Raw genomic sequence first — 13,686 nt, 5'->3', positions numbered from 1 at the left:
ATGATAAAATTATCAGACTACCTGGATTATCTCAACAACGAGATAATTCAGGCTCGTAAAAAAGCAGACGAAAATGCAGTTCTTATTGCAAAAGAATATGCCCGTCATGAATACCTTAAATATTTTAAGGTTCCGAGATATGCGCTGCCCAGTGTAAAGATGGATATTCCGATCAAGATTACAGATATAGATTCTGCTCCTAAATATAATTTTAAACTAAATCAGGATCAGTTTGTAACTGAAATAAATGAGAGAATCCTTCTGGTAAATAAAGAGAAAAGACTGAATATTCCTGAAATCAGTAAAAGACAACTCCAGACCGAAGAGTTTAAAACACTGTTCAGTAAACTGGAAAAAAACGATCAGAAATTTGGAAAACTTCCTGCCAATGAAGTGCTGAAACTGGATCTTAGAAATAAAATAAAAATTCTTAATTCCGGGATATTCAGACCTCAGGATGGAACTACAGAAGAAGAAACGGATGAGCTGAAAGAAATTTTTTCAAAGGTTTTACTGAATAAATACACTTTGGTGAACGCAAAGCTGAACAGCATTTACATAGATCCTAACACCAGTGCAGCAGAAGATAAAGATAAATTATTCATCAATCTTCATGTAGAAATGGAGGAAGAAGGAATCAGGATTGTCTCCTATAAAGATAAAGACGGTAATGAAATAGAACAGATAACTTTTGAGTAATGCAGGAACTTATTCACTTTACGGTACAGAAAATTAAAGAACTGCTGGAGCATTTCAATGATGTTCAGGCTCTTTATCTGTCAAAATCATTTGACTTTGATGCCCGGCTGGATGTATTTCTCAACGACGTCCTGGAATATTTCCGTACCAAAGGAAACACCAGCCACGAATCTGAAGTGTTGAAGATTATGAATATGATTTCCACGGTGAAAAGAGGTTTTAACCCTATTAAAATGGAGAAAATAATGACAGGAAGACGGGAACTTCTCGGAGGATTTTCATTCAATGGAATGGAAAGTATGTATGGTATTCTGATGGAAATCTACGCAAAGGAAAATAAAAAACTTGACGATGCGGAAGAACTTATTTCAGGAATCATTGTGTCATTATACCAAAATGGAATTTTAGATGATGAAAAGCTGAAAGACATGAATTCCATTCCTAAAATTGAACGTTTCTGGACTTCACTCGTTGAGCAGAATACAGCCATATCAGGAATTAATAAAAAGCTCAGACTGATCATTATTCCTGAGGATATTTTCCTTATTCTGGAAAAAGTATTTCTGAAATTAATTTAAAAAATAGTATTATGGAAACCGGAAGATATATCGTTTTGCTGAAAGATCAGCAGAAGACTGCACTCAAAAAAATAGAGAAAGAGCTGGAAGTGAGCATTACTTCTTCAGAACTTCTTTCCAAAGAAAACCGATCCTATGAAATTATTGATCAGGATAACGGAGTGCTTTACAAAAACCTGGGCATTCTTGTGGTGGATAATATGGATGAAGTTCAATTGAAAAGTGCCGTGAAAAATGAATCAAATTCTATCGTTTACTACGAAAAAGAACGGGAGTTTTTTCCTGCGGATGAACTGCAGTTGATTAATGAGCTTAAAAAACAGTCTGCCGGGCTCTCAGAAAAAATTTCAGAACTTGAAAAATACATAACCAGCAAACCCTTACCTCAAAAATCATTCATTGAAATGGAATGGGGATTACAGGCGATTGGGCTGGGAAATACTCACTATACAGGAAAAGGGATTGATGTCTGCATTCTGGATACAGGACTTGAAACTTCCCATCCCGATTTTTCTTCTGAAGAAATTGAAGGGAAATCTTTCATCGATGGTGAAGACTGGAACAGAGATCCTAATGGGCACGGTACACATTGTGCAGGAGTTGCTGCAGGAAATACGAGATCTGATACCGAAAGACGTTACGGAATTGCCAGAGACTGCAATCTGAAAATTGCAAAAGTGCTCGCGGATAACGGAAGAGGAACTACCAGCAGTGTGATTGATGCGATTGACTGGGCGATTACGAAGAAATTCAGAATATTATCGCTGTCTTTAGCATCTCCTGTGAAACTTGATGATCAGCCTTCCGTACTTTTTGAAACCATTGGAGAAAGAGCACTGGAAAATAACTGTCTTATTATAGCGGCTGCAGGAAATGACAGCAACAGACCGCAGATTCCACAGCCTGTCTCAATGCCGGCCAATTCAAAATCTATTATGGCGGTAGGAGCTATTGACGGCCAGATGAAGATTGCCCGGTTTTCAAATGCTGGAATCAATCCGTCTACAGGAGGAAATATTAATGTCTGTGCGCCCGGAGTAGATATTATCAGTGCCTACCCTAAAAACGCAAAGAACAAAAAGAACTTTTACTATACGATGAGCGGTACCAGTATGGCTGCACCGCATGTTTCCGGACTTGCCGCTTTGTATATGGAACAGTTTCCTGATAAATCAGCAAAAGAAATATGGGAACTTATTGAAAACAAAGCGAGGCCTATTGAAGGCATAAAATACAGAGATATAGGAAACGGATTAATACAGGTATACCTATGATTACTTATCTCGCCGTTTTAAAGAAAGATATAAATTTTAAAAAGCTTGAAGCTCTTCTCAAAAATAAAAAGATCAGGATGGCTGCTCACTATACAACCATTGGGGTGGTAAAACTTGAAAGCAATATACCCGTTTCAGAAACTGAGTTTAAGGAGTATTTTATATCTATAGAAGAAGAAAAAGATAATTTAACAATATAATCATATCAATAAAGCTTTTCTGTCGCAGAGAAGTTTTATTTTTGTCTCTTACTGATAAAATAACATATGAATTTAAGATTTTCAATGGTGTTCCTGATGTTTTTTGCATTAGGATTTTCACAGGACCTTACCGTAATGAGTTTCAATATCAGACTGAATGTTGAATCCGATAAAGACAATGCATGGCCGAAGAGAAAACAGGAGGTTGCAGATTTATTAACCTATTATCATCCTGATTATTTCGGAGTACAGGAAGCCCTTCCGGAACAGATGAAAGATATTAAAGCAGGATTAAAAAACTATGATTACATAGGAGTAGGAAGAGACGATGGTAAAGAAAAAGGAGAATTTTCAGCTATTTTTTATGATACCAACAAACTTGAAGCGGTAAAATCAGGAACATTCTGGCTGTCTGAAACCCCGGAAAAACCTTCAAAAGGCTGGGATGCTGCACTAAACAGAATCTGTACTTACGCTATATTTAAAGATAAGAAATCAAAAAAAGAATTCCTTGCTATGAACCTTCATTTTGATCATGTAGGAAATGTAGCTAGAGTAAAATCTTCCGAACTGATCCTGAAAAAGATCAAAGAACTGAATCCAAAGAACCTTCCGGTAACTCTGAGCGGCGATTTTAACCTGACAGATGATTCGGAACCGATTAAAATTCTTTCCCAGAATATGAAAGACACTTTTTATCATTCCGAAACCAAGCATTACGGTCCGGTAGGAACTTTTACAGGCTTCAATGTCAATGAAGTTCCGAAAGACAGAATTGATTACATCTTTACACAAGGCTTTAAAATAAGATCTCACAGACATATCAATGACAGAAGAGAAAATCTGTTGTATCCATCAGACCATTTTCCGGTGATTGTGAATTTGTCTCTATAAAAATCAGCTGGTTGGAAAATCGACTTCAAATCCAATTCCTCTCAGGGATTGGATTTTTATTTGAGGATCACTGTTGAAATACTTGCGGAGTCTGCTGATAAATACATCAAGGCTTCTTCCGGTAAAATAATCATTCGTTTCCCAAAGATTATCCAGAATATTATCTCTGGTGATGATTGTCCTGTTATGTTTCAGAAGATACAATAAAAGCTCCTGTTCCCGTATGGTCAGCCGGTTGTTTCCGTTAGGATGTGATAACAGAAGTTTGGTGGTGTCCAGTGAAAATGCTCCGATTTTTATCTGGCTTTCCGTAGCGGCTGGAAGCGTTCTTTTCAGAATGTTTTTAATACGTAAAACCAGTTCTTCAGGATCGCAGGGTTTGGCAATATAATCATCAGCACCTATTTTTAATCCGGTCAGCCGGTCTATTTTTTGGTTTTTAGCCGTTAAAAACAATAGCGGGAAATTGCTTTTTTCTTTTAAAATCATTTTAGCCAGAGAAAAACCATCGAGATTGGGCATCATTACATCCAGAATTCCCATTTGAAAAGGAAAATCAGATTGAAGTAAGGGAACAATATCTTCCGGATTCTGAAACCAACTGACTTCAAAATCTTCCAATTCAAGATACTGCTTCAGAATCATTCCGAAATCCGGATCATCTTCTGCCAGAAGGATTTTAGTTTTCATAAGGAATTGATATTTTAAAGGTACTTCCTGCCCGAGGTTTGCTGGAAACTTCTATTTTACCTCCGTACTTTGTAATAATTTTTTTAACGAAGTAAAGTCCAAGTCCAAGCCCTTTGCTGTTATGGATGTTATTGTTCTGAATTCTGTAGAATTTTTCAAAAATATGATTCAACTCTTTGGGCTCCATGCCTTGCCCGTTGTCTGAAACTTCAATTTCCAGATGTTGAGAATGGCTGCGGGTATTTATTGTAACAACAGATGCACCATATTTTACACTGTTTTCACAAAGATTTTTAATGACGGTTTCCATCAGGTTTTTATCAAAAGGGAGCTTTTGTGAGATGGTATTTTCAAGGTTAAAATCAATGTTCGGGTAAGTAACCGCAAGATCCTGAATGAAAAAATCCCAGTCTTCAGGTTGTATCTCAGCCATTTCATCAGGTATTTCATCCTTATGAAGTTGAACCATCAGACTTTCAAGGCGGGAAATCTGACGGTCAATAAGAGGCAGTGTTTCCGGGTTCCATTCTTTTTTTAATGCTTTGGAAGCTATTTTTAAAGTGGCGATCGGAGTTTTAAACTCATGTGAAATGTTATCCACAATGGTGTGGAGAACTTCCACCTGCTTCTGCTGCTGAATCAGGTTTCTGATCGTGAAAATATAAAGCAGAAGAACGCCCGAAAGAAGTATAATGCAACAGATAATCAATAAAGTAAGCTCCTTGAAAACAATACTTTTTATATTTTTAATCTCGAAATCAGTCCGCGTTTTAACCAGAAAACTATTCTTTTTTTCAACCTGCCCATTATCCGTATCATCTCTTTTAGTTGTTGAGGTTTCCCAGCTTCCATTACTGGCAATGCGTGGATTTTTAAGCTTATCCTGTGTCTCAAAAATAACAATAGGCTCGGTAATTACTTTTGCGCTGTCTGGAAGATGAACAATGGAAAGGTATCTGATTCTTGCAGAAATTTCATACCCGTCTTTCTGATAGCGGCTGTCAATATAATGGACCAGTCTTTCTCTGGCCGATTTTCTGTTTTCTATGAAGTGATTTAGAAAATCCTTTCTGCTGATCTCCTTGTTATGGTACTTGATAATGATTTCCTGAAGAGAGTCGTCATTCCTTTCTTTCACTTCCTGAATGTCTTCAAGGCTGTCTGTGAAATTAGTAAGGCCGTCATTCACAGATCTGTAGATGTCCCTTTCCTTCACCTGATAGGTCTTGTACATAAAGTAAACCTGTATTCCCAGTAAAAGCAGGAACAGTGCAGCAAAAACCGAAATCAGAATTTTACTCTTGGCTATCATTGAAACAAAGATAAAACTTTAACATTTTACTGAAATAGTATTTTTGTCATTAACCTTTTATTAACCTGATGGTTAATATGTTTTTGGTAATTTTAGAAAATTAATGACCATTTAATGAAAAAGATACTCATTCTTCTTATTCTGATGTTTGGGATGCACATCAATGCCCAAACCCATCGCTTTATATATGAACTTCAGTACAGATTTGAACCTAACGGGACAAATTACGATAAAGAAGAAATGGTGCTGGATATTAATCCGGATGAAGTAAAGTTTTATGAATCTGAATTTTTAGCAAGTGATTCTCTGAATATTCTTCACGGGGGAATTTCTTCCCAACATACCAGCCAGTCCGGACAGACTATTATCCGAAAAAGAAATTCCAATAAAAATAAAAACTTTGTTCAGATCATGATGATGCCCTATTATTATGTTTTTGAAACCGAAGATAATGTTCAGTGGAAAATAGAGGCTGATACTAAAAAGATCAATAATTATAATTTACAAAGAGCAACTGCTGTATTTGGAGGAAGAAACTGGACTGCTTGGTTTACGCCGGATATCAACATTCCTGAAGGACCTTATAAATTCAGAGGATTGCCGGGATTGGTTTTGTATGTGGAAGATGATAAGAAAGATTTTGTATATTCTTTCTCCCGAAATAAAAATCTGCCAAAAACATACGATACAAAAAGCTTTCTTGAAAGACATTATTCACTGGATGCTATTGCCATTGACTTAAAGAAATGGGTGAAACTGAATCTGGAGTTTTATAATGATCCATATGCCAGAATGAGAACCGAATTTCAGCCGGACTGGAATGTCCGCATTAATGGACGGCAAATCAAAAGTAAAGAAGAGTTTGCGGGTTTGACTAAACAAACACAGATAGACATCAAAAAATATTATAATCCGATAGAACTGGATAAAGCCATTCCTTATCCATAAAAAAATATACTCTATTGATTTTAAAACCTGAATTACCGAATTCAGGTTTTCTTATTTTAAAGAAAAGACATTAACCCACCGTTAACCGAAATTCTCCCTTTCAATACAGATTTTTGTAGCCGTAAACAGAACAGTGTTTTTGTTAGGATAAAAAAATAACCATGTATAAAATTCTTTTTTTTCTGTGTTTTCCAATTTTACTTCTTGCCCAGAAGCAAAAACTTGAAGGAACAGTTACGAACACTGAAAATGAAAAGCTATCATTGGTAAAAGTAGAGCTGTATAATTCTCAGAATATATTAATTAAAGAATTAAAAACTGATGAAAACGGAAAATTTATACTGGAAGGAATAGCAGAACAGGATGTAAAGCTGGTAGTTAAAAACCAAGGATACTCTTTATTTGAGAAAAAAATTGATCTGAGAGAGCTTGAGCCACTGAATATTATCCTTAAAAAAGAATCTCAGGAAATAGAAGGAGTGGTAATGACGAAACGCAAGCCCTTGGTGAAAAGAAAAGTGGACCGTCTGGAATTTAATGTTGAAAACAGTAATATTTCCTCACTTAATGCCTGGGAAATTCTAAAAAATACACCGAGTGTTACAATAAACAATGATGTACTCCGGGTAAAGGGAAGTACTGCAATTTTGGTGACCATTAATGATAAAAAGATAATGCTGACGGGTGATGAACTCAAAAATCTTTTGGAAAATACACAGGGAGATGATGTGAAGTCGGTAGAAGTGATTACCAATCCGCCGGCAAAATATGAAGCTTCGGGAAGTGCAGTCCTGAATATTGTTCTGAAAAAAAATAAAATTGAAGGCTACCGCGGAATTCTCTCATCCAAATATGTACAGACACAATATGCGAAAGGCGTTTTTGGTCTTTCCCAATATTATAAAAAAGATAAACTTTCCGTTATGGGAAGCTATTATAGAGGGCTGGGAACGTACTACCGGGAAGGAACAGACTATGTGAACTACCCGGAAAGCCAAACCCGATGGGTCAGTACGATGAACAGGAAGGATAAAAACTATAACCAGAATACCCTGAATTTTAATGTGGAATATGAATTGGACAGCTTGACCAATGCAAGCCTCAACTACTCAGGGTATTTTTCTCCAAAATCCTTCGGAACCTACAACGTTCCTACATTAATCTATAATAATCAGGATGTTGTAGAATCTAATTATACCACGATCAACGATCACCGCTCACGTTCCATTAATAATTCTGTAAGCTTTCAGCTTGATCGGAAATTTAATAAGAAAAGCAGTCTGTCATGGATCAATTATTTTACCGGAAATAATGCCGATAAATATCAGAATGTCATCACCAATCTGAACTTTGCAGGCCAGCCTCCAAAAGAAGATAATTTTCTTACTAAGAACAAAGCCGATGTTCAGCTGTATTCCACTCAATTCGATTATCAGTGGAAAACTGATAAACTGGAACTTGAATCCGGAGCAAAATATAGTTTTGTAAAGACCAGCAGTAAACTTGATTTTTCTGATAACGAAAATGGAGTACTGAAATACCGTCCGGAAAAAAGCAGCATATTTGATTATAAGGAGCATAATTTTGCCCTGTATTCTTCATTAGCCTACAATATTGGAAAATGGAATTTCAAAGGAGGTCTCCGTGCAGAAATGACGGATCTAGAAGGAGTAGTCTCTGAACCTTATGAATTGAATAAAACCAACTATTGGAAGTTTTTCCCCACTTTCTACGCACAATATACCACAGAAAATAAGCAGGAATTCGGTTTCTCTTATGGGAAAAGGATCAGCAGGCCTTCCTATTCATGGTTGAACCCTGCAAAATCTTATTACAATCTCTTTTCGTACTATCAGGGAGACCCAAAGCTAAAGGCAACCATCACCCATAACCTCAATCTTACCTACTCATGGAAAGACTGGAATCTGGATTTCTATTACAGGAAAGAAATCTATCCGTCTATGGAAATTTCATACCAGGAGCCAAGTACCAACAGTCTTATTTATTACTTTACCAATATTGAAAAAGGAGAAGCCTTCGGATTGAGCCTGTACAAAAATTTTCAGGTCAAACCATGGTGGAACATCATTGTGTCTGAAAACCTTGAGCACAATGAAAATTATTTCAAAGGAACAGACGGAATGCTGTATAAAAATAAAGTCTGGAACTGGGTATCCAATATCTCAACAAGCTTTACACTCGATAAAAACAGCGATTGGAAAATGGAAATGGGACACCGTTACTATTCTCCGGGAATACAGGGAACTTTCAGAATCTCGGAATCTTCTTCCACATATCTGGTTGTCAATAAAAAATTCTTTAATAAAAAATGGGAAGCGAGTCTTTTGTTGAATGATATTTTTAAAACTTCACAGGAAAAAATAAGTACTAAGTATGCCAATCAGGATAATTATTTTATAGATTATCGGGATACTCAGAGTTTTACAATTTCTCTGAAATTCAACTTCGGAAATCAGTCTGTAAAAAATGCCAAAACAATAAAGAAGACTGCAGAACAAGATAGGTTGTAGAATAATTTACTATAAAACGAACTATAATAAAATATTATTGCAAAAGAAATGATCCCTTGATGTCACATTTTCGCTATTTTTGACACCTATCTTTAAAAAGGTCATTATGAAGAAAATTTTTTCCGGAATGCTGATGGTCGTTTCCTTGCTGCAATTGTCTGCACAGGAACTCTATATGCCGAGGAATATCAAAAAAGCGTATGAAAAAGGGACCCGCGATATCTCCGGAGCACCAGGTAAAAACTATTGGCAGAATAAGGGAGCATATAATGTGGATGTGAAAGTGGATGCCAATACCAAAATGGTTTTCGGAAAAGAAACAATTGTCTATACGAACAACAGCCCGGATAATCTGAATGAACTGGCTATTCGATTTGTGAATAACCTTCATAAACCACAGTCACCAAGATCGGGATTTGTGTCTAAAGATTTTCTGTCTTCAGGACTTAAGATTAAATCTTTCATTGTAAACGGAACAAAATATGAGGTCAACAGTGACGATTGGAGTACCGTTGAAAAAGTAAAATTAAAAACAGCTTTAAAGCCTAAATCAAAAGCTGAAGTAAAAATTGAATGGGAATATCCGCTTTCAGTACAGAGTGGAAGAGAAGGTCAGATAGATCCGGAAACATTCTATGTTGCTTATTCTTTTCCAAGAATTTCCGTGTATGATGATTATAACGGATGGGATATGCTTCCACACTCAGACAGACAGGAGTTTTACAATGACTTCAACGACTACAGTTTTGCCATCACAGCACCTAAAAATTTTGTAGTCTGGGCAACCGGAGATTTTCTGAACCCGGAAGCAGTACTTCAGCCGGAGTATTTAAAAAGATATAAAGCTTCATTAAAAAGCGATAAAGTAATGCATATTGCTACAGAGCAGGAAATGAAATCCGGGAAAGTAACCAAACCCAATAAATGGAATGTCTGGAAATTTAAAGCCAGTCACATTACAGATTTCTGTTTTGCAATGAGCAACCATTATGTGTGGGATGCCTCAAGTGTTCAGTTAAAATCGAAAAGAGCGAGCGTTCAGGCAGGATATAAAAACGGTGCAAAAGATTTTGAGCATTATGTCGACTGGATGCGTTATAACATTGATTGGTTCTCTAAAAACTGGCCGGGAGTAGAATATCCTTATAACGTAATGACCGCTATTCAAGGATTTGCTGATATGGAATATCCAATGATGATCAATGATACCAGTATTCCTGATGATCTTCAGGATGCAAGACTGACGGCAGATCATGAAATTGCTCACACCTATTTCCCTTTTTATATGGGAATCAACGAGACGAGATATGCATTTATGGATGAAGGCTGGGCAACTACTCTGGAATATCTTATAGGAATTGATGAAAATGGTGAAGAAGCAGCCAAAGAATTTTATAAAAACTTCCGTGTTAAAAAATGGATTAATGACCCATCTGCAGAGCAGGATCAACCGGTGATTACGATGAGTACACAGGTGAGTGGTTCCGGATATGGAAATAATTCCTATGTAAAAGCTTCTTTGTCTTATCTGGCGTTGAAAGATTATTTAGGAGACGAACTCTTCAAAAAAGCATTACATCATTATATGGACAACTGGAATGGAAAACATCCGGTTCCATGGGATTATTTCAACTCTATGAATACAGGGTCAGGAAAAAATCTGAACTGGTTCTTCCAAAATTGGTTTTATACCAATAATTATATTGATCTAAAAGTAACAGGTGCATCCCAGATTAATGATATGCTTACTGTAAACATAGCCAATGTAGGTGGATTTGCAATCCCATTTGATGCCCTGTTATCATACGAAGACGGGACTACAGAAAAGCTGCATTTCTCTCCTTCTGTCTGGGAAAAAGATCAGAAACTGACCGATCTTGTGATTCCTATTAAGAAGAAAGTGAAATCTGTAAAGCTGGATGGAGATCTGTTTATGGATTATACTCCGGAAAATAATCAGAAAAACTTATAAAATGAAAGCCTTCAGATTCTGAAGGCTTTTGTATTCTAAAAATAGGCAGTTAATCTTAAACCGACTGTAATATAATTAATTTTTTCTTTGGCAATCAGGTTGTTAAGCTCCTGATCCAGCTCAGCACTTTCCTTGATCTCATCACTGAAGTGATAACGGATTGTAGAGTTGATCTGATTGTAATCTGTATAGAAAGTGAGCCCCAGTCCCGGATTGAACTTATAAGTCATCGCTGCTCCTGTATTCCAACGGAAAGCCGGTTTAGGCTTGTATCGGGCTATCTGAAGTTCGTGATTAGGAGCGTCTACATCGTCTCCTTTTACAAATACCTTTCCACTGGCAGTAGCAGCATATCCTCCGGTTAACTTTAATGTAAGCAGCCATTTATCTGAGAACTCATGAGAAAAATAAGGTCCAATCCCTGCAGCCAGAAAGCCCATGGATTGTGTTTTAATTTCATGGTTGCCAAAATCCTGTCCGTCATCAAAAGTTATTCTCTGAGATTTAATAGGGAAGCTGCTGAAGGTAACATCTGCACCCACACCCCATTTTTTTGCAAAGAAATAGGCCCCTTCCAGTCCGCCTTCAAAACCTACTTGTTTTTTGTCATCCAGTTCAGATTCCCTCAGGAAATTGGTTGTACCCAATGCGGTTCCCATCTTCAGAGTAAGAAAAGACGGATAATCATTTCCTTGTATTCTGGATAAGATACTTAAATTATCCCCTTTATTCTTATAAATTTTATCAATAAAAAAATACCCGAGCTCTGTGGATATAATCCCGATACCAGCTCCGGCAAGAATATCCGGAACCCAGTGTCTGTTATTTAAATTCCGGCCAAGTCCGGTAATAGCTGCAGAACCATACCCTGCAATACTGTAGGCTGGATTTACCATACCATATTCCTTATGTAAAAAACTTGCATTGGTGAAAGCCATTGCAGCATGTCCTGATGGAAATGAATTGTTTTTGGAACCATCCGGACGCTCAACTTTTGCTGTATACTTAATAGAATTAACTAAAATAGCCATGATGACTAAACTTGTACCATAAGACAAAGTTGCTCGCCCAATATTATTCCGGCCTTTTACACCTGCCAGTTTTAATCCGTAAACAGTTGCAGCCGGAGCATACTGAAGATAATCATCAAATTTGACCTTGAAATTAGGAAGATAGCGGTTTCTTACTTCACGGATATTCTCTTTTTCTCCCCATGTTGCAGCAGCCGCCGTGAAAAGAAGGGCAGGAGCCACTGACTTTTTCACCCACTCCTTTTTGAAAAATTGTATTTTCTGCTGAAATACACAACCGGTGGAATTGACAAGCACAATATCTTCCATAAGATTTCGGGATCGGATAGTATCCTGTGTTTTAATTTGGATAGTATCCTGTGCTTTTATACAGTATAGATGCAATAGTATTCCTGATGCTAATGCTAATTTTTTCATCGTAGTGGTGCTGAAATTTAAGTCGCGTAAAAATATTAAAAAAATCTATCCCAAAAATTGAGATAGACTATTTTAATGTTTTTATAATATTCAGCTGATTGGCTAATTATCTTAAGCCAGATCTTGGCCCTGATGCTGCTACCACAGCCTGCATTCTTGTTTTTTGATTAGCTGAGAACATTACCATAGATTTGTCATCTACATAATCCATATAGTTCATGAACATCTGAGAACGGCTTACCCCTCCACAAACTCTGTTCAGAGGATAAGTAGGATTCCCGTAGTTAGGGCCTGGAGACACAGGTGTATCATTAGAGTAATCTGTTTGGCATCCTGTATCAGATGATCCCCAAAGGTGTGGCAGATTCAGGTAGTGTCCTACTTCATGCGTTACTGTTCTACCTAGGTTGAATGGAGCAGAAGCACCGGTTTTTCCGATATATTGGTATCCTATTACAAGACCATCATACCATTGTCCTGCATTTTCAGGGTAATAAGCATAGCCTAAAGTTCCTGGTTGGTTATTCTCATCAAGGATTGAGTTAACAACCCATATATTCATATTTTTAGTTACATCAGTAGCATCAATTCCCCCTGTGCTTGCCTTTTTCATTTGCTCAAGATCAGATCTCCAGCCTGTTTTTGTACTTTGTTTACGGTTGGTAGCTACTAATTTAAAACGGATTTTTACATCTCCTGCAGCCGAAGGTTGAAATGCTGAAGGAATTTTATTAATGTCAGAATTGGTAGCACCATAATCAGCATTCAGTACTGCAATTTGTTCTGCGATTCTTGCATCAGAAACATTTTGAGCAGAAGTGTTGTAAATTACATTAAAAACTACCGGAATCTCAACGGTTCCATCTGCCAGAACTTTTCCTAATTTAAGATTTTCAGTAAATTTTTCAGTACCGAATTCAATATCGGCCATTTTTTGTTTTAGTGCAGGATTTTTCAGAAGCATTGCCTGTCTTATTCCTTCCGAAGGACAGCTTCTTTTAAGAGCGCTTGGAGCAGAAGCTTCCTGATCCAGAGGCGTTTCATTTTGATTACTTAAGTTGTCGGAGTTGCATGCCGACATAAAGCCCAGAACCAGGGCTCCGAATAAGAATTTTCTCATATCGTTATAATATAATTTGG

The 13,686-nt window shown here is 37.0% G+C and carries 12 protein-coding genes; 8 read left to right on the top strand and 4 right to left on the bottom strand.

What is annotated here, in order from left to right; all coding sequences use genetic code 11:
- From LC457_RS22650 to LC457_RS22630, 5 genes are all read left to right on the top strand, one after another.
- Nucleotides 1-699, top strand: a complete 699-nt coding sequence (locus LC457_RS22650) for a hypothetical protein (RefSeq protein ID WP_223601858.1) — start codon at nt 1-3, stop codon at nt 697-699.
- The gene (locus LC457_RS22645; protein WP_223601857.1) at nt 699-1,277 is read left to right on the top strand and encodes a hypothetical protein; all 579 of its coding nucleotides are present in this window, start codon (nt 699-701) and stop codon (nt 1,275-1,277) included. Before LC457_RS22650 ends, LC457_RS22645 begins: the two co-directional genes overlap by 1 nt.
- Nucleotides 1,278-1,288: 11 nt before the next feature.
- Entirely contained in the window at nt 1,289-2,551 is a 1,263-nt protein-coding gene (locus LC457_RS22640) for a S8 family serine peptidase (RefSeq protein WP_223601856.1), read from the top strand.
- Nucleotides 2,548-2,751, top strand: coding sequence for a hypothetical protein (locus tag LC457_RS22635; RefSeq protein ID WP_223601855.1), 204 nt, complete (start codon nt 2,548-2,550; stop codon nt 2,749-2,751). The genes LC457_RS22640 and LC457_RS22635 overlap by 4 nt, the downstream gene beginning before the upstream one ends.
- A gap of 66 nt (nt 2,752-2,817) precedes the next feature.
- Nucleotides 2,818-3,645, top strand: a complete 828-nt coding sequence (locus LC457_RS22630; RefSeq protein WP_223601854.1) for an endonuclease/exonuclease/phosphatase family protein — start codon at nt 2,818-2,820, stop codon at nt 3,643-3,645.
- Between the two features lie 3 nt (nt 3,646-3,648).
- On the opposite strand, the gene LC457_RS22625 is transcribed toward LC457_RS22630, so the two are convergent.
- Both LC457_RS22625 and LC457_RS22620 read right to left on the bottom strand, forming a co-directional pair.
- Entirely contained in the window at nt 3,649-4,335 is a 687-nt protein-coding gene (locus LC457_RS22625; RefSeq protein ID WP_223601853.1) for a response regulator transcription factor, read from the bottom strand.
- Nucleotides 4,325-5,647 (bottom strand): sensor histidine kinase KdpD, encoded by a 1,323-nt coding sequence (locus tag LC457_RS22620; RefSeq protein WP_223601852.1) that lies wholly within the window; start codon nt 5,645-5,647, stop codon nt 4,325-4,327. Before LC457_RS22620 ends, LC457_RS22625 begins: the two co-directional genes overlap by 11 nt.
- A 114-nt stretch (nt 5,648-5,761) precedes the next feature.
- Here LC457_RS22620 and LC457_RS22615 point away from each other — a divergent pair, with 114 nt between their 5' ends.
- The 3 genes from LC457_RS22615 to LC457_RS22605 all read left to right on the top strand — a co-directional run bounded on the left by LC457_RS22615 (nt 5,762) and on the right by LC457_RS22605 (nt 11,098).
- Nucleotides 5,762-6,595: a GLPGLI family protein gene (locus LC457_RS22615; protein WP_223601851.1), complete on the top strand. Its 834-nt coding sequence runs from the start codon at nt 5,762-5,764 to the stop codon at nt 6,593-6,595.
- A 161-nt stretch (nt 6,596-6,756) separates the two neighbouring features.
- Nucleotides 6,757-9,126, top strand: a complete 2,370-nt coding sequence (locus tag LC457_RS22610) for an outer membrane beta-barrel family protein (protein ID WP_223601850.1) — start codon at nt 6,757-6,759, stop codon at nt 9,124-9,126.
- Nucleotides 9,127-9,232: 106 nt separating this feature from the next.
- The gene (locus LC457_RS22605) at nt 9,233-11,098 is read left to right on the top strand and encodes a M1 family metallopeptidase (protein WP_223601849.1); all 1,866 of its coding nucleotides are present in this window, start codon (nt 9,233-9,235) and stop codon (nt 11,096-11,098) included.
- A 35-nt stretch (nt 11,099-11,133) separates the two neighbouring features.
- Here the strand turns inward: LC457_RS22605 and LC457_RS22600 are convergent, their stop codons facing one another.
- Nucleotides 11,134-12,546, bottom strand: a complete 1,413-nt coding sequence (locus tag LC457_RS22600; RefSeq protein WP_223601848.1) for a phosphatase PAP2 family protein — start codon at nt 12,544-12,546, stop codon at nt 11,134-11,136.
- A 106-nt stretch (nt 12,547-12,652) separates the two neighbouring features.
- Nucleotides 12,653-13,666 (bottom strand): zinc metalloprotease, encoded by a 1,014-nt coding sequence (locus LC457_RS22595; protein WP_223601847.1) that lies wholly within the window; start codon nt 13,664-13,666, stop codon nt 12,653-12,655.
- Between the last annotated feature and the right edge of the window lie 20 nt (nt 13,667-13,686).

Origin of the sequence: Chryseobacterium sp. GVT01B, from assembly GCF_019970045.1 — a bacterium.
In the GTDB taxonomy this organism is placed as follows: Bacteria; Bacteroidota; Bacteroidia; order Flavobacteriales; family Weeksellaceae; genus Chryseobacterium.
This window is presented reverse-complemented; position numbering and strand designations above follow the sequence as displayed.